Raw genomic sequence first — 16,601 nt, forward strand, 5'->3', positions numbered from 1 at the left:
GTCTGTTACGGTAAATAACGGGTTAAGGAACCCGTTGACGGTGTCTTAAAGTTGGGCGGCGGGAACCGCGGGGGCTTCGCCGCATGGTCGGTGCGCTCCCCCCGCTGCAGGGGAGGGTCGGGAGAGGGTGCTTCCGCTAGCGAGAACCCTAAGAGGAAAAAGCCCTCACCCGCGCCTCCGGCGCGACCTCTCCCGCAAGCGGGAGAGGTGCCGAGCACCGCCGTTGTCCTCACCCCTTGCCCTCGCGCTTGCCATCCTCCAGCGGCACCACCGTGCCCATTCCCTGGTCCTTGGCGTTCATCGCCGACAGCGCCTCGAGGGCCTCTTCGCAGAAATCGGCGACCATCTGCTCGTGCCGGGCGCCGAGCTGCAGCAGCAGCAGATTACCGAGGTCGAGCACGCCGGACGCCGTCCCCTCCGGAAAACGCTTCTTGAGGATCCGTTCGTAGTTCTCGTGCCGGTCGCGATGGTGCTCCAGCCGGGCCATCAAATCGGTGCGCATGGGCTCGATGTCGATGCTGTCGAGCGCATGCAGGCGGACCAGGAGGTCGTCCTTGATCGAGGGCGGCGTGCTTGGCCGCGCGGCCCAGTGCCGCAGCGCTGTTCGGCCCTCGGGAGTCAGCGTATAGATCAGTTTATTGGGTTTTCCCGATTGCACGACCTCGCGGCCCTGGATGTAGCCGCGGTCGCGCAGCTTGGAGAGTTCGCGGTAGATCTGCTGGTGGTCGGCCTTCCAGAAGAAGCCGATCGAGGAGTCGAATGTCTTGGCGAGCTCGTAGCCCGTCATCGGACGCTCTGTCAGGCATGCGAGGATTGCGTCGCCCAGTGCCATGACTGGCCTCCTTCTTCTTCGACCGTGACCAACCGGCTTGACTTTATGCGCATTGGCGCATATGCGTCAATGTGCATATGAGGGCGGCGCCGGAACGGGCCAAAGACCCGACCGGAAAACCCTGTGGAATCAGACTTCGCGCTACTGTGCATGGGGTTGTTTTCGCGTTTTTTTGTCCAGGCCTTTTAGGGAGGCACCCGAAAATGACCGGCCTCGATTCCTGGTACGGCTACATGAAGTCCCACGACCGCGCCGCGCTCTGGGACCTGCTGCACCCTGACGCCGTGTTCGAAAGCCCCGTTGTGCATTCGCCGCAGCGCGGGCGCGACATCACCTTCAAATATTTGTCCAGCGCCGAGAAGGTCCTCGGCGGTCCCGGCTTCCTTTATGTCGGCGAGTGGAAGAGTGAGAGCGGCGCCGTGCTCGAATTCAAGAATGTGATCGACGGCATCGAGATCAACGGCGTCGACATCATCACCTTCGACAGCGAGGGACGCATCACCCATTTCAAGGTGATGGTGCGGCCGCTCAAGGCCGTCAACATGCTGCATCGCCTGATGGCGGAGCAGCTTGCCGCCCCATCATAAAGAATTCCACCACTCCAGAGCCCAATGACTTTCAAGGCTCTTGCCGGGAGAATCCCATGCCGATCTATAAAGCCCCCGTCGAAGACGTGAACTTCCTGCTCAACGACGTCTTCCAGATCGACCGCTACGACAATCTGGCCGGCTTCTCCGATGCGTCGAGCGACGTGCGCGAAGCCATCCTCGGCGAAGCTGCCAAGCTTGCCGAAGAGGTGCTGCAGCCGCTCAATCGCGTCGGCGATCTCGAGGGATGCAAGCGCGCCGATGACGGCAGCGTCACCACGCCGAAGGGCTTCAAGGAGGCGTTCAAGCAGGTCGCGGAAGGCGGCTGGCTCGGCCTGTCGGCCCCGACCGAGTTCGGCGGCCAGGGCCTGCCGGTGACGCTGAGCCAGGCGGTCAACGAATTCCAGATCTCCGCCAACATGGCATTCTCGATGTATGGCGGCCTCACCATGGGCGCGACCGCGGCGCTGATCGTCCACGGCACGCCGGAGCAGAAGCAGACCTACGTGCCGAAGATGGTGGCGGGCGAGTGGACCGGCACCATGAACCTGACCGAGCCGCATTGCGGCACCGATCTCGGCATGCTCCGCACCAAGGCGGTGCGGCAGGCCGACGGCAGCTTCAAGATCACGGGCACCAAAATCTTCATCTCGGCCGGCGAGCATGACCTTGCCCCCAACATCATCCACCTCGTGCTGGCCCGCATCGAGGGCGCGCCCGCCGGCATCAAGGGCGTGTCGCTGTTCGTGGTGCCGAAATTCCTCGTCAATGGCGACGGTTCGGTCGGGCAGCGCAATGGCGTGGTCTGCGGCTCGATCGAGCACAAGATGGGCATCCACGGCAATTCCACCTGCGTGATGAACTACGACAACGCCGTGGGCTGGCTGATCGGCGAAGAGAACAAGGGCATGCAGGGCATGTTCGTGATGATGAACGAGGCCCGCCTCGGCGTCGCCGTGCAGGGTCTCGCGCAGTCCGAGGTCGCCTATCAGAACGCGGTCGCCTATGCGCGGGATCGCATCCAGGGCCGCTCGCTCACCGGCCCCAAGGCGCCGGACAAGGCGGCCGACCCGATCATCGTGCACCCCGACGTGCGCCGGACGCTGCTGTCGATCCGCTCCTTCAACGAGGCCGCGCGTGCCTTCGTGATGTGGACCGCGCTGAAGAGCGACGTCGCCCATCGCTCCGAGGATCCCAAGGACCGCCAGGCCGCCGACGATCACATGGGCCTGATGACCCCCGTGCTGAAAGGCTTCCTCACCGATTACGGCTTTGCCAACGCGGTGCAGGCGCAGCAGATGTATGGCGGCCATGGCTACATCGCCGAGCAGGGCATGGAGCAGTTCGTGCGCGATGCGCGGATCGCGATGATCTATGAAGGCGCCAACGGCATCCAGGCGCTCGATCTCGTCGGCCGCAAGCTGCCGCGCGACGGCGGCCGCGCCATCATGGCGTTCTTCGGCGAGGTCATGGCCTTTGCCAAGGAGAACGGCGGCGACGAGGCGATGAAGCCGTTCATCACCCCGCTGTCGGCTTCGCTCGGCCATCTCCAGCAGGCCACGACGTGGCTGATGCAGAACGCGATGGCGAAGCCGGACAATGCCGGTGCCGCCGCGGCCGATTACCTCAATCTTTTCGGTTTCGTCGCGCTCGGCTACATGTGGGCGAAGATGGCGAAGGTGACGTTAGGCAAGATTGCCGAGAGCGGGGCGACGCCCTATCTCTCGACCAAGCTCGTCACCGGCCGCTTCTTCATGGAGCGGATGCTGCCGGAGACCGCGGCCAATTTGGCGCGCATCCAGACCGGCTGCGCCACCATCATGGAATTGCCGGCGGAAGCGTTCTGAGGATTTTCGCCCACGAATGATCGCGGCCGCGCAACGGTCGTCACCAATAACCGCAATCAGGAGGCTCCCATGGCAGATGCCTATATCTATGACCACGTCCGAACCCCGCGCGGCCGCGGCAAGGCCGACGGCGCGCTCCACGAAGTCACCGCGCTCGCACTCGCCACAGTGCCGCTGAAGGCGCTGAAGGACCGCAACAACCTCCCGGAAGATTGCGTCGATGACGTCATTCTCGGCGTGGTCGATCCGGTCGGCGAAGCCGGCTCCGACATCGCGCGCTTTGCCGCGCTCAAGGCCGGCCTCGGCGAAGCCGTGCCCGGCGTGCAGATCAGCCGTTTCTGCGCTTCCGGCCTGGATGCCGTGAATTTTGCCGCCGCGCAGGTGATGAGCGGCCAGCATGAGCTCGTGATCGGCGGTGGTGCGGAATCGATGAGCCGCGTCGGCATCGGTGCCTCCGGCGGCGCCTGGCCGATGGATCCGTCGATGGCGGTGCCGGCCTATTTCATGCCGCAGGGCGTCTCGGCCGACCTGATCGCGACCAAATACGGCTTCTCCCGCGACGACGTCGATGCTTATGCGGTGCAGAGCCAGCAGCGCGCGGCGAAGTCCTGGGACGAAGGCCGCTTCAACAAGTCCGTGGTGCCGGTGAAGGACATCAACGGCCTCACCATCCTCGCCAAGGACGAGCATATGCGTCCCACGACGACGATGCAGTCGCTGGCGCAGCTGCAGCCGTCGTTCACGATGATGGCGCAGATGGGCGGCTTCGACGGTGTCGCGGTGCAGTCGCACCCCGAGATCGAGCGCGTCAATTACGTGCACCACGCCGGCAATTCGTCCGGCATCGTCGATGGCGCGGGCGCCGTGCTGCTCGGCAACAAGGAAGCGGGCGCGAAGTACGGCCTGAAGCCGCGTGCAAAAATCCGCGCCTTCGCCAATATCGGCTCCGAGCCCGCGATGATGCTGACCGGCCCGGTCGACGTCACCGAAAAACTGTTCGCGCGCTCCGGCATGAAGAAGTCGGACATCGACCTGTTCGAGCTCAACGAGGCCTTCGCCTCCGTCGTGCTGCGCTACATCCAGGCCTTCGACATCGACAACGCCAAGATCAACGTCAATGGCGGCGCTATCGCGCTCGGCCATCCGCTCGGCGCCACCGGGGCGATGATTTTGGGCACCGTGCTCGACGAACTCGAGCGCACCAACAAGTCGACCGCGCTGGTGACGCTCTGCATCGGCGGCGGCATGGGCACCGCGACCATCATCGAGCGCGTCTAACGAGCTGCCGTAGGGTGGGTTCGCGCAGCGAAACCCACCACTTCTCTGTCCGCTTGGAAAGTAAAGAGGCGGATGACGCGTTCGGCTAATCCACCCTACGAGATCCAGATCAACCGCCGCGCCTGAGATCGGCTGCGGCACCGAGGAGCAACCAACATGGCTTACAAGAATTTCAAGGTTGAGACCGATTCCGACGGCATCGCGCTCGTCACCTGGGACATCCCGGGCCGTTCGATGAACGTGCTCGACGACACCTCGACCAACGAGCTCGAGGCGATCGTCAAGGAGACGACCGGCGACGCCGCGGTGAAGGGCGTTGTCATCACCTCTGCCAAGGACGCCTTCTGCGCCGGCGCCGACCTGTCCATGCTCGAAGGCATGAACCAGGCCTACGCAAAGGTCTTCAAGGAGCAGGGCGAGACCGCCGCGAACCAGATGCTGTTCGAGCAGAGCCGGCGCTTCTCGCAGGTGCTTCGCGGAATCGAAACCTCCGGCAAGCCGTGGGCGGCGGCGATCAACGGCCTCGCGCTCGGCGGCGGCTTCGAGATCACGCTGTGCTGTCACTATCGCGTCGCCGCGGAGAATCCCAAGACCCGCCTCGGCCTGCCGGAGGTCAAGGTCGGCCTGTTCCCGGGCGCCGGCGGCACGCAGCGCGTGCCGCGCCTGGTGCCGCCGCAGGACGCGATGACGATCCTGCTCAAGGGCGATCCGGTCACGGTCGAGAAAGCCAAGGCGCTGAATTTGATCCACGCCATCGTTCCCGCTGCTGACCTCGTCAAGGCGGCGAAGGACTGGATCAAGGGCGGCGGCAAGGCCGTCGCGCCCTGGGACGAGAAAGGCTTCAAGCTCCCGGGCGGCCCGGTGTTCTCCAAGGCCGGGATGATGATGTTCCCGGCCGGCAACGCGATCTATCGCCGCGAGACCTACGACAATTATCCGGCCGCGCGCGCGATCATGAGCTGCGTCTATGAGGGTCTCCAACTGCCGATCGACGCCGCGCTGCGGGTGGAGTCGCGCTACTTCACGTCTGTGCTGCGTTCGAAGGAAGCGGCGGCGATGATCCGTAGCCTGTTCCTGTCGATGCAGGAGTTGAACAAGGGCGCGCGCCGTCCAAAGGATGTGCCGCCGACCAAGGTGAAGAAGATCGCCGTGATCGGCGCCGGCTTCATGGGCGCGAGCGTCGGCTACGTTTCGGCCCGTGCCGGCCTCGACGTCGTCCTGATCGATCGCGACCAGGAGAGCGCCGACAAGGGCAAGGCGCATGCGCAAAAGGTGATCGAGGAGCAGATCAAGAAGGGCCGCGCCAAGCCCGGCGATGCCGAAGCCCTGCTCGCCCGCATCACGCCGACCGCCGACTATGCCGCGCTGAAGGACGTCGACCTCGTCATCGAAGCCGTGTTCGAGGACCGCAAGGTCAAGGCGGATACCTTTGCCAAGGCACAGGAGCACATGAAGCCGGACGTGATCTTCGCGTCGAACACCTCGACGCTGCCGATCACCTCGCTGGCCGAGGGCTTCAAGGACCAGGGCAGGTTCGTCGGCATCCACTTCTTCTCGCCGGTCGAGAAGATGATGCTGGTCGAGATCATCAAGGGCAAGAACACCGGCGATCTCGCGCTCGCGACCGCGCTCGACTACGTCCGGCAGATCGGCAAGACGCCGATCGTCGTCAACGACAGCCGCGGCTTCTTTGCCAACCGTTGCGTCGGCCGCTACGTCGCCGAGGGCAACGAGATGTTCCTCGAAGGCGTGCCGCCGGCGATGATCGAGAACTGCGCCAAGATGGCCGGCATGCCGGTCGGCCCGCTCTCGCTCTCGGACGAGGTCGCGCTCGACCTCGGGCTCAAGATCATGAAGGCGACCGAAGCCGACCTCGGCCCCAACGCCATCAATCCCGATCAGAAGAAGCTGATGGTGGAGCTGGTCGAGAAGCAGGGCCGGCTCGGCCGCAAGAACAGCAAGGGTTTTTACGATTACCCCGAGAAGGGCAAGGGCCAGAAGAGCCTGTGGCCGGGGCTGTCCGCGCTGCAGCCGAAGCAGCTCGACCCCGACACGCTCGACGTCGAGGAGCTGAAACAGCGCTTCCTGGTGGTGCAGGCGGTGGAAGCCGCGCGTACCGTGGAGGATCACGTCATCGTCGATCCGCGCGAGGCGGATGTCGGCTCGATCCTCGGCTTCGGCTTCGCGCCGTTCACCGGCGGGACGCTGTCCTACATCGACTTCATGGGCACGAAGAAATTCGTCGAACTCTGCCACAGGCTGGAGGCGAAATACGGCTCGCGCTTCACCCCGCCGAAGCTGCTCGAGGAGATGGCCGCGAAGGGAGAAACCTTCTACGGCCGCTTCGCCCCGAAGAAGGCCGCGGCCTGATTCTCGGAAACGCGCAGCCGGGATGGAAAAATACGAAAGGCCGGATCCTCGATCCGGCCTTTTCGCAGTTTTGGGCAGCCCATCACGGTTGCGTCAGAATGGTCCCGGTTTGTGGAACCCGTCTCAGAACTCGCGTAGGAACCGTGGCAGAGTCCCGTTGCCGCGGCGTCGCGCAATTGTCACAGGCGCGTCAAAGCTGCGCCGTTCTTTTGCTCGGCCCTGGCACTAGTCTTGCTCCGGGTCAGCCTCACGAACCCCCCCCCGTTGGGACGCTTGCCGATCCATCGGCAAGTTGCAGCAAAATAAGCAAAATAAGAAAGTGTCCTTGATGAACTCTTCGGTGCTGCGGAAGACCGCGCTTGGTCGCGATCTGACGGCGAAACATGCCGTTGCGTCCGCAAACGGCCGCCTCTCGCCGCAACAGAAGCCGGCGCGCCTGCGCCGCAAGGGGCCGGTGCTTTGGGCCGCTTTGGCCTTACTTGTGCTGGCTGCCGATTTTCTGCTCGCCGGTCTCGCCTGGCTCGCCGTCGATTTCGTCATGGGATGAGGCGCCACGCGTGTGCAGCACATAGGCTGCCGCGAAATAGGCGAGCTGGCAGACGGCGAGGCAGATGGCTATGACGGTCACACCCGCCATCATCCCGAACTCGTACACGCGCAGGATTATCGCCCAGAAAACTGCCATTGACGGCGAGATCACAACCAGCGCCCAGACCCTGAAAACGTAACCCGTCGCTATTCCCGCCAACGCGCTTGCAACGATCAGGACGAAGGCAATCGCCAAGTTCAACTCCGATGCGAGTCCAAATATTCTTCAATCAATTCCATCAAAATCGCCCGCTTTGCGGGTGGTGACAAGACAGCACTACTTACGTTTGGCGAACAGTCATTCATAAGTCTAATGCGAGGTACGATGATCCGCCGTAGTGGTTTCGCGCTGCGCGGTGAGGGCAGCAAAAAGGGCCGGATCGTGGCCCCGGCCCTTCGGAGATTGATCGCTGTCGCGTCTCAGGCGGCCTGGCTCAGTCCTTCCTTCTTTAGCGCTTCCTGCACCTGCGGCCGCGCTGCGACGCGGGCCTTGTAGGCCGTCAGGTTCGGCATCGTCGAGAGGTCGAACTTCATCCGCTCGCCCCAGGTCAGCATCGTGAACAGATAGCCGTCGGCCACCGTGAACTGCTTGCCCATGAGGTAGTCGCGGCCGGCGAGCTGGCTGTCGATGTATTTCAGCTTGCCCATGACGCGGTCCTTGAAGAAGGCCTTGGCCTCGTCGTTCAGGGCCGGCGCGAACAGCGGACCGAAGCTCTTGTGCACCTCCGAGGTCAGGAAGTTCAGCCACTCCAGCAGCTTGTAGCGTTCCGAACTGCCGTGGGCCGGTGCCAGCGCCTTGGCGGGTGCTTGATCGGCAATCATCTGGACAATAACTGGGCCTTCGGTCACGATCTCCCCGCTATCGAGGCCCAGCGCAGGGACCTGGCCCTTGGGGTTCAGCTTCAGATAATCCTCACCATTTTCGAGCTTCTTGGCCCGGATATCGACCTTGACCAGTTCATAGGGCAGGCCGGCTTCCAGGAGCGCGATGTGCGGGGACAGGGAGCAGGCGCCGGGCGTGTAATAAAGTTTCATGGAATTTCCTCCTCTTGTTGCTTGGCTTGGGCGAAAGAACGCCTACATGCATCTGCTTGAAATGGTGTAGATTGATGCAGGTGCATCGAGTGGGTTAAGAGACGGGCGACGAGTTTGAGCGGGACCATGAAACGGAAACCATCGACCGAGGCAACCTCTGCCTGGATCCGCCTGATGCGGGTGCAGAGCCGTGTGCTCGACTGCGTCGAGCAGGACCTGAAGAAGGCGGGGTTCCCGCCGCTGGCATGGTACGACGCGCTGCTCGAACTGTCGCGGGCGCCGTCGGGCGAATTGCGGCCGGTGGAGCTCGAACGGCAGATGCTGATCCCGCAATATTCGACATCGCGCCTGATCGACCGGCTGGTCGACGAGGGCCTCGCCTGCCGGCGCGAATGCAAGATCGACAAGCGCGGCCAGTTCGTCGAGATCACGGAAGCCGGCCGCGAGTTGCAGAAGCGGATGTGGGGCGCCTATTCGGCCGCGATCGAGAAATATGTCGGCTCGAAATTGTCCGATGCGGATGCCGTCAAGCTCAGTGGTCTGCTCGATCGCCTGGGCTGCGCGTGCGGCGAGATGAAGCTGCCGCCCGTCGCCAGCGTCAACGAAACCACGCCGTTGCGATGATTGCGCGGCAAACCAGCTCGTCCGTGCGACCTCAGGGTTCGCGGACCATCCCTGTCACCCGCGCGCGTTCGGTCGAAGCGCTTTTGATTAGAGTTTGATATGGCGCGAGACCAGATCGATATGACGCCGCTGCAATCGCGCGACGAGCTCGTCGCGTGGTTCGAGGCCGGCTGCAAGGACCCGTCCGAATTCCGCATGGGCACCGAGCACGAGAAGACGCCGTTCACGCTCGAAGGCCACCGTCCGGTGCCTTATGAGGGCGCGCGCGGCATTGGCGCGCTGCTCGAAGGCATGAAGCTCCTGCTCGGCTGGGAGCCGATCATGGAGAAGGGCAACATCATCGGCCTCTACGACGTCACCGGCGGCGGCGCGATCTCGCTCGAGCCCGGCGGACAGTTCGAGCTCTCCGGTGCGCCGGTCGAGAACGTGCACCAGACCCAGAGCGAGCTGATGGCGCATCTGGCGCAGGTGCGCGAGATCGCAACGCCGCTCGGCATTGGCTTCCTCGGGCTCGGCATGACGCCGTCCTGGTCGCGCGCCGACATCCCGGTGATGCCCAAGGGCCGCTACAAGATCATGACCAATTACATGCCGAAGGTCGGCCAGTACGGCCTCGACATGATGTATCGGACCTGCACGGTGCAGACCAATCTCGACTTCTCCTCCGAAGCCGACATGGTCAAGAAGCTGCGTGTCTCGCTCGCGCTCCAGCCGGTCGCGACCGCCTTGTTCGCCAATTCGCCATTCACCGAAGGCAAGCCGAACGGCTTCCTCTCCTTCCGCTCCGAGATCTGGCGCGACACCGACAATGCACGCTCCGGCATGATGCCGTGGGCATTCGAGGACGGCATGGGCTTCGAGCGCTATGTCGACTACGCGCTCGACGTGCCCATGTACTTCGTCAAGCGCGGCGAGGATTACATCGACGTCTCGGGCTCCTCGTTCCGCGCCTTCTTCGACGGCCGCAACAACAATTTGCCCGGCGAACGTCCGACGCTGTCGGACTGGGCCAACCATCTTTCGACGATTTTCCCGGAGGTGCGGCTCAAGCGCTATCTCGAGATGCGCGGCTCCGATGGTGGCCCGTGGGGCCGTCTGCCGGCGCTATCGGCGTTCTGGGCCGGGCTGCTTTACGACGATGTGTCGCTCGATGCCGCCTGGGACCTGGTGAAGCACTGGACCGCGCCTGAGCGTCAGGCCCTGCGCGACGACGTGCCGCGCTTCGGCTTCAAGTCGCGGATCAAGGACCACTATCTGTTCGAGATCGCCAAGGAGTGCCTCGTTCTGGCACATGCCGGCCTGCGCCGGCGCGGCCGGATCGACCAGCTCGGCCGCGACGAGACCCGGCATCTGGAGCCGCTCGATCGCATCATCGATTCCGGCCGCACGCCGGCCGAGGAGCTGCTCGAAAAATTCAACGGCGCCTGGAACGGCTCGGTGGAACCGGCCTACGCGGAATACGCGTTCTAGGTCGATAAGCGCGCAGGACCGGAGCCGTTCATCGCCCATACAGGTTTGCGGCGATCAAATGGCCGGCTGAAAAACCTGAGCGTCGTCAATAACTCGAAAGCTGTTCCGATGGGGAAGGGCCGCCTGGCCGTCATGGCAAGCGTCCTGGCAAGCGCCACGCTGCTTTCGCTCGTGTTTGCGAGCGTGCCTGCGCGTGCCCAGACGGCGTTCGATCGGCCTGGCGGAGACTATTTCAGCACGCCGGTCACGTCGGGCGATCCCGAGGATTGCGCGCTGCAGTGCGAGCGCGACCGCCGCTGCCGCTCCTGGAGCTTCAGCTATCCCGACGTCGAAGGCGGCTCGGCGGTATGCTGGCTCAAGAATACGGTGCCGGCGCGCGTGCCGGGAAGCTGCTGCATCTCCGGTGTGCGCGGCGCGGGCGTGATCGAGCCGCGCGTCGAGGGCGTGGAGACCTCGATCGACCGCCCCGGCGGCGATTTGCGCAATTTCGAGATCAAGGACGGCGAAGGCGAAGAGCCCTGCAAGGCCGCCTGCACCGCCGACAACAAATGCCGCGCCTTCACCTATGCGCGCCCCGGCTACACCGGGCGCGAGGCGCGCTGTTTCCTGAAAAAGGAAATCAAGCCGCCGCGCCGCAAGGCGGGGTTCACGTCGGGCGTGGTGCGATAGGCGGCTGTGCCGTGGGGCGGGCAAAGGCGCATTTGCGCCGTGCCCACCACTTTTCCTCACGCAGGCAGAATTGGTGGGCGAAACATCCGCCTTCGCTCTTCGAGCGACGGAGGATGTTTTCGCCCACCCTACGGCATCTCACTCTGCATCGTAGTTCGTCCGCGCCGCTTTGGACGCGAGTGCGCGCCAGCGGCGTCGCAGCAACGGCTCGACGATTGCACGCTTCGCCTTCGACAGGCGGATCAGCACGATCGGGTAATCAGCGTAGTGATCGGTGAAATAGAAAATCTTCGGCTGACTTTCGACCAACATCGCGCGCTCGTCGACCGGCACGTCCGGCATCACCAGGCCGTCGCCGTCTTCCTTCAAACGCGCCAGCATCTTCTTACGAACCTTGAGCGCCGGCGTGCCGTAGGACGTGCCGTCTTCGACCTCCGGCCACGCCAGCGCCAATTTTCTGACGTCGTCGAAGGTCATCGGCCAACTCCAATTTCCCCCTCATCCTGAGGAGGCGCGAAAGCGCCTGCTCGAAGGATGGGCCATTGGCGAGATCGGGGCGGCGCCTCATGGTTCGAGACGCGCGAGGACGCGCTCCTCACCATGAGGATCGACATCAATGCACGGCGGTGAAAAACCGCGCCATGCGAAATCCGGACAGCCAGGTCCACACCGGCTGGCCGCGCATGCCGAGATCCCAGGATCCGAGCACGGCATCGGCGCGACCGATCAGATTGTCGATCGGCAACAGGCCGACGCCGCCGGAGCGCAAGGGCACGCGGCTGTCGGCGGAGTTGTCGCGGTTGTCGCCGAGCACGAAGAGATGACCTGATGGCACCGTCACTTCCTGCGTGTTGTCGAGCGGACCGTTGTCGCGCATCTTGAAGATCAGATGCGAGACGCCGTTCGGCAGCGTCTCGACATAGCGATAGGCGGGCTCGCTGCCGCCATTGTCGTCCTCGGCAGCTCCAAGGCCGTCCGGCTTCAGTTCGGCGGGACGGTCGTTGATGAAGAGCTGGCCCTGCCGCAACTGGATGCGATCGCCGGGCAGACCCACGACGCGCTTGACCCAGGCCTGCGAGCGGTCGCCGGGCCAGCGGAACACGACGACGTCGCCTTGCTTCGGCGTTTCCGCGAAGACGCGGCCGCTCTCGGGCAGGTTGATCTGGATCGGCAGCGACGAGGTGCCGTAGCCGTAGGGGAATTTCGAGGCGATCAACGCGTCCCCGATCAGCAGCGTCGGCTCCATCGAGCCCGAGGGCACGTAGAACGGCTCGGCCAACGCGCCCTTGGCGATGAACACCGCGACGACGATGCCGGCGAGCTGCACGAGCTGGCCGCCCCAGCCGCTGCTCTTCGGCTTGGCGGTGACGGTTACTTTCTCAACGCTCATGCGCCCGTTCCACCCACTGTAATGCGTTCCATCAACAGCGACGGCTGGCCGACGCCGACCGGCACGCCCTGGCCGTTCTTGCCGCAAGTCCCAATGCCGGTATCGAGCGCGAGGTCGTTGCCGATCATGCGAATGCGATGCAGGTCGGTCGGCCCGTTGCCGATCAGCATGGCGCCCTTCAACGGCGCGCCTAACTTGCCGTTCTCGATCTTGTAGGCCTCGGTGCACTGGAATACGTATTTGCCCGAGGTGATGTCGACCTGGCCGCCGCCGAAATTCGCGGCGAACACGCCGTTCTTCACCGAGGCGAGGATCTCGGCCGGATCGCGGTCACCCGCGAGCATGTAGGTGTTGGTCATGCGCGGCATCGGCACATGGGCATAGCCCTGGCGGCGGCCGTTGCCGGTCGGCTTCATGTTCATCAGCCGTGCGTTCTGACGGTCCTGCATGTAGCCGACCAGGACGCCGTCCTCGATCAGCACGGTGCGGTTGGTCGGCGTGCCCTCGTCGTCGATCGAGAGCGAGCCGCGCCGCGAGGCAATGGTGCCGTCGTCGACCACGGTGACGCCCTTGGCCGCGACCTGCTGGCCCATCAGGCCTGCAAACGCCGACGTCTTCTTGCGGTTGAAGTCGCCCTCGAGGCCATGGCCGACCGCTTCATGCAGCATCACCCCGGGCCAGCCGGCCCCGAGCACCACGTCCATCTCGCCGGCGGGCGCCGGAATCGATTCCAGATTGACCAGCGCCTCGCGCAGCGCGCCGTCGGCGGCGTCGCGCCAGTTCTTGCTCTCGATGAATTCGGCATAGCCGGCGCGGCCGCCATAGCCCTTGCTGCCGCTCTCCTGGCGGTCGCCCTGGCCGGCGACCACCGAGACATTCACGCGCACGAGTGGGCGGATGTCGCGATAGCTCTCGCCGTCGGGCCGCAGGATCTCGACCACCTGCCAAGTCGCGCCGAGGCTGACGCTGACCTGCCGCACCCGCGGATCCTTGTCGCGCAGATAGGCGTCGATCTCGGCGAGCAGTTTTACTTTCGTCTCGAAGCCCGGAGCATCGAGCGGATTGTCGTCACTATAAAGCCGCACGTTGGTATGCGCTGGCGGGGCGGCGAAGCTGCCCGAATAGCCGCCGCGGACGGCTGCGACCGCGTCGGCGGCGCGAATCAGCGCCGGCAGCGACACGTCGGAGGAATGCGCATAGCCGACCGCGTCGTCCTTGACGGCGCGCAGGCCGAAGCCTTGCGAGGTGTCGTAGGTCGCCTGCTTCAGCCGCCCATTGTCGAACATCAGCGCTTCGGTCTGGCTGTATTCCAGGAACAATTCGCCGTCGTCGGCACCGGCAAGCCCGCGCGCAAGCTCGTTGCGAACCTGGTCGCGGTCGAGATTGGCGCGGTCGAGCAGGGAGGTTGTGGCAGGGTTTGTCATGCGTGCATCCATTATCGGAAGATGTGAGGCAAGATAATGGTTTTGGACCGGTTCCGCGAGGGGCGGGCTGTCACATTACGGAAACAACATGATTGAAATCATTGCAATATCGGGAGCGCATATCGAAAGCTATCATCAGGCGCTGGATACGGTGGCGCGGGAACGGCGCTATCTCGCCTTTCTGGAAGCGCCGCCGCTGGAGGCGACGCGCAGCTTCGTCCTCAACATGATTGCGCAGCGAAATCCGCAATTCGTCGCCCTCTCCGGCGCTGTCGTCGTCGGCTGGTGTGATGTCCAGCGGTTCTCGCGCCCGATTCATGCCCATGCCGGCAGCCTCGGCATGGGCCTTTTGCAGCCATTTCGAGGCCAGGGTCTGGGAACCTGGCTGATTGAGCAGACGCTGGCAGCCGCGCGCGCCGCGGGCCTGTCGCGGGTCGAACTGTCCGTTCGCGAAGGCAACACACATGCGATCGCTCTCTATGAAAAGGTCGGCTTCGTCATCGAGGGCTTGCAGCGCAACGCCGACAGGATCGACGGCGTGTACGGGAATGTGGTCCTGATGGCGCGGTTGTTTTAGCGCGATCGGCCATGTGCCGCGGCATTGATGCCAGTCGGAAGAGAGTGTGGCTGCAAACTGCTACGGCAGTTTGTCATAGCCCTCGCCGAGCCCGTTCAGGCTGAGCGGGAAGCCGATGCCTTCTTCGGGGGTCTCGAAGATGATGAAGGTCGCGGTCTTGGCGGTGCGGAGCTGGCCGAGCAGCTTGTCGTCCATGACGACTTCGGCGACGCAGCCATTGGGCAGGCAGCGGACGAAGCCGGCGCGGCCGACGTCCTGGTTGTCGAGCTTCAGTCCGAGGCCGGAGGGCAGGAGGACGCCGAGCGGGGCGACCACCCGCATCAGGCGGCTCTTCTGGTCGGCGGTCTTGAGCACGATCACGGTCAGGCCGGCATTGGAGCGGTCTTCGGCGACCACGCTCTGGATCAGGGCGCATTGCTCGCTCTGGGCGCCCGGCGGGGTATCGCAGCGGATCTGCCAGTCGCCATGGACGGAGCGCACCGCGCCCTGCGCATGGGCAAGGTCAGGGAGCGCCAGGACGAAAACCGCCATAACGGCCGCCGCCAGCAGGGCAGCCGGCATCGTGAGGCCGCTAGCCTGCCTCGTAGCCACCCTTGCCATCCATCTCGAAAACCCCATCGGGTCGGTCCCTTTGCTCGCCTGGGTCGCATTTGGCGGACTGATACGGGAATGACGGCGTCTTGAAGGCGATTCGCAAGCAAATTCCACGCCGCCACGGCCGCTGTCGCCCGCACGAATCAGGTTCCTGTGCGGCTGTCTGCCAGTGCCTATCGCGGGCAATTCCGCTGTCAAGCCACGGCATCCCGGGAAACGGTATTTTTGTCTGATGTTACTGGGAAATATCTTGCGGGTGATGGCTGGCAGGCAGGCTCAAGACTGCATTGCGATAGATCGAGAATTATGGTTTGAGAGGCTTGATTTCGGCGTTCTCGCGATCTGGCCCCAATTCCTCTTAGAGGTATTCTTGCGTGGCGGTTTGTCAGAGGGGCGGATCGAATAAGCATTTCCCGGAAATAGGGGAATGCACTTGGGGATTTCGTAAGGGGAGCGCGAACGGCATGAAGATGTCGATGGGCCCGGTGGGCCGGCACTTGCTGGGATTGGCCGTGGCGGGTCTGACGTGGGCCGCGGGCGGTGCGGCATTTGCCGCGGAGCTCGGGCAACCGGCGCCGTGGGAGTGGACGCTTCAGCAATCCGCGTCCCCGGTGATGGACAACATCGTCTGGTTCCACAATTTCCTGTTCGTGCTGATCACGCTGATCACGCTGTTCGTCCTGGCGCTGCTCGTGGTCGTGGTCGTCAAGTTCAACGCGAAGGCCAATCCGGTGCCGTCGCGGACCACCCACAACACGCTGATCGAGGTGGCGTGGACGCTGGTTCCGGTGCTGATTCTGGTCGGTATCTCGGTGCCGTCGTTCCGCCTGCTGTTCCTCGAGCTCGACGTGCCGAAGGCGGATATTACCATCAAGGCGACCGGCAAGCAGTGGTACTGGTCCTACGCCTACCCGGACAACGGCAAGTTCGAGTTCGACTCGCTGATGGCCCAGGACAAGCAGCCCCGTCTGCTCGGCGTCGACAACGAGATGGTGGTGCCCGTCAACAAGGTGGTTCGCGTCCAGGTCACCGGCGCCGACGTCATCCACGCCTTCGCGCTGCCGGCTTTCGGCGTCAAGATCGACGCCATCCCGGGCCGGCTGAACGAGACCTGGTTCAAGGCCACCAAGACCGGCATGTTCTACGGCCAGTGCTCGGAGCTCTGCGGCAAGGACCACGCCTTCATGCCGATCGCGATCCGCGTCGTGGAAGATCAGGAGTTCGCCTCCTGGGTTGAGACGGCGAAGAAGAAATATGCGAGCGGCGGCACCGGCACTTTCGCCTCCGCGGCCGGCCCGACGCAGTAGGCGCCGGGC

16 protein-coding genes are annotated in these 16,601 nt (G+C 64.1%); 9 read left to right on the forward strand and 7 right to left on the reverse strand.

The genetic code is table 11. From position 1 onward, the window contains the following. Window positions 1–229 precede the first annotated feature (229 nt). Window positions 230–832, reverse strand: coding sequence for a PadR family transcriptional regulator (locus tag IVB31_RS17830; RefSeq protein ID WP_247324586.1), 603 nt, complete (start codon window positions 830–832; stop codon window positions 230–232). 203 nt (window positions 833–1,035) lie between these two features. Here IVB31_RS17830 and IVB31_RS17835 point away from each other — a divergent pair, with 203 nt between their 5' ends. The 4 genes from IVB31_RS17835 to IVB31_RS17850 all read left to right on the forward strand — a co-directional run bounded on the left by IVB31_RS17835 (window position 1,036) and on the right by IVB31_RS17850 (window position 6,914). Next, window positions 1,036–1,419, forward strand: coding sequence for a nuclear transport factor 2 family protein (locus IVB31_RS17835; RefSeq protein WP_247324587.1), 384 nt, complete (start codon window positions 1,036–1,038; stop codon window positions 1,417–1,419). A 56-nt stretch (window positions 1,420–1,475) separates the two neighbouring features. Continuing rightward, entirely contained in the window at window positions 1,476–3,266 is a 1,791-nt protein-coding gene (locus tag IVB31_RS17840; RefSeq protein ID WP_247324590.1) for an acyl-CoA dehydrogenase C-terminal domain-containing protein, read from the forward strand. Window positions 3,267–3,335: 69 nt separating this feature from the next. Then, a complete protein-coding gene (locus tag IVB31_RS17845; protein ID WP_247324592.1) occupies window positions 3,336–4,544 on the forward strand; it encodes an acetyl-CoA C-acetyltransferase in 1,209 nt (402 codons plus the stop codon). A gap of 156 nt (window positions 4,545–4,700) precedes the next feature. Then, the gene (locus IVB31_RS17850; RefSeq protein WP_247324595.1) at window positions 4,701–6,914 is read left to right on the forward strand and encodes an FAD-dependent oxidoreductase; all 2,214 of its coding nucleotides are present in this window, start codon (window positions 4,701–4,703) and stop codon (window positions 6,912–6,914) included. A gap of 475 nt (window positions 6,915–7,389) precedes the next feature. Here the strand turns inward: IVB31_RS17850 and IVB31_RS17855 are convergent, their stop codons facing one another. Both IVB31_RS17855 and gstA read right to left on the reverse strand, forming a co-directional pair. Next, entirely contained in the window at window positions 7,390–7,698 is a 309-nt protein-coding gene (locus IVB31_RS17855) for a hypothetical protein (protein WP_247324596.1), read from the reverse strand. 224 nt (window positions 7,699–7,922) lie between these two features. Continuing rightward, window positions 7,923–8,537, reverse strand: coding sequence for a glutathione transferase GstA (gene gstA, locus IVB31_RS17860; RefSeq protein ID WP_247324599.1), 615 nt, complete (start codon window positions 8,535–8,537; stop codon window positions 7,923–7,925). 126 nt (window positions 8,538–8,663) lie between these two features. Between gstA and IVB31_RS17865 the strand changes: the two genes are divergently transcribed. From IVB31_RS17865 to IVB31_RS17875, 3 genes are all read left to right on the forward strand, one after another. After that, window positions 8,664–9,161, forward strand: a complete 498-nt coding sequence (locus IVB31_RS17865; RefSeq protein ID WP_247324600.1) for a MarR family winged helix-turn-helix transcriptional regulator — start codon at window positions 8,664–8,666, stop codon at window positions 9,159–9,161. A gap of 99 nt (window positions 9,162–9,260) precedes the next feature. Next, window positions 9,261–10,631 carry a glutamate--cysteine ligase gene (locus IVB31_RS17870; RefSeq protein WP_247324602.1) on the forward strand — a complete coding sequence of 457 codons (1,371 nt, stop codon included), beginning with the start codon at window positions 9,261–9,263 and terminating at the stop codon, window positions 10,629–10,631. Between the two features lie 108 nt (window positions 10,632–10,739). Beyond that, window positions 10,740–11,300, forward strand: coding sequence for a PAN domain-containing protein (locus IVB31_RS17875; protein WP_247324605.1), 561 nt, complete (start codon window positions 10,740–10,742; stop codon window positions 11,298–11,300). A 138-nt stretch (window positions 11,301–11,438) separates the two neighbouring features. Here the strand turns inward: IVB31_RS17875 and IVB31_RS17880 are convergent, their stop codons facing one another. The 3 genes from IVB31_RS17880 to tldD all read right to left on the reverse strand — a co-directional run bounded on the left by IVB31_RS17880 (window position 11,439) and on the right by tldD (window position 14,114). Next, a complete protein-coding gene (locus tag IVB31_RS17880) occupies window positions 11,439–11,777 on the reverse strand; it encodes an MmcQ/YjbR family DNA-binding protein (RefSeq protein WP_247324606.1) in 339 nt (112 codons plus the stop codon). Between the two features lie 136 nt (window positions 11,778–11,913). Continuing rightward, the gene (gene lepB, locus IVB31_RS17885; protein ID WP_247324611.1) at window positions 11,914–12,690 is read right to left on the reverse strand and encodes a signal peptidase I; all 777 of its coding nucleotides are present in this window, start codon (window positions 12,688–12,690) and stop codon (window positions 11,914–11,916) included. Next, a complete protein-coding gene (gene tldD / locus IVB31_RS17890) occupies window positions 12,687–14,114 on the reverse strand; it encodes a metalloprotease TldD (protein WP_247324616.1) in 1,428 nt (475 codons plus the stop codon). Before tldD ends, lepB begins: the two co-directional genes overlap by 4 nt. Before the next feature lie 88 nt (window positions 14,115–14,202). On the opposite strand from tldD, the gene IVB31_RS17895 reads away from it, so the two are divergent. Further along, window positions 14,203–14,691: a GNAT family N-acetyltransferase gene (locus IVB31_RS17895; protein WP_247324618.1), complete on the forward strand. Its 489-nt coding sequence runs from the start codon at window positions 14,203–14,205 to the stop codon at window positions 14,689–14,691. A gap of 60 nt (window positions 14,692–14,751) precedes the next feature. Here the strand turns inward: IVB31_RS17895 and IVB31_RS17900 are convergent, their stop codons facing one another. Beyond that, window positions 14,752–15,309 carry an invasion associated locus B family protein gene (locus IVB31_RS17900; protein WP_247324627.1) on the reverse strand — a complete coding sequence of 186 codons (558 nt, stop codon included), beginning with the start codon at window positions 15,307–15,309 and terminating at the stop codon, window positions 14,752–14,754. Between the two features lie 440 nt (window positions 15,310–15,749). Here IVB31_RS17900 and coxB point away from each other — a divergent pair, with 440 nt between their 5' ends. Beyond that, window positions 15,750–16,592: a cytochrome c oxidase subunit II gene (gene coxB / locus IVB31_RS17905; protein ID WP_247324628.1), complete on the forward strand. Its 843-nt coding sequence runs from the start codon at window positions 15,750–15,752 to the stop codon at window positions 16,590–16,592. Window positions 16,593–16,601: the final 9 nt, after the last annotated feature.

This window comes from Bradyrhizobium sp. 21 (assembly GCF_023073335.1).
GTDB lineage: Bacteria > Pseudomonadota > Alphaproteobacteria > Rhizobiales > Xanthobacteraceae > Bradyrhizobium.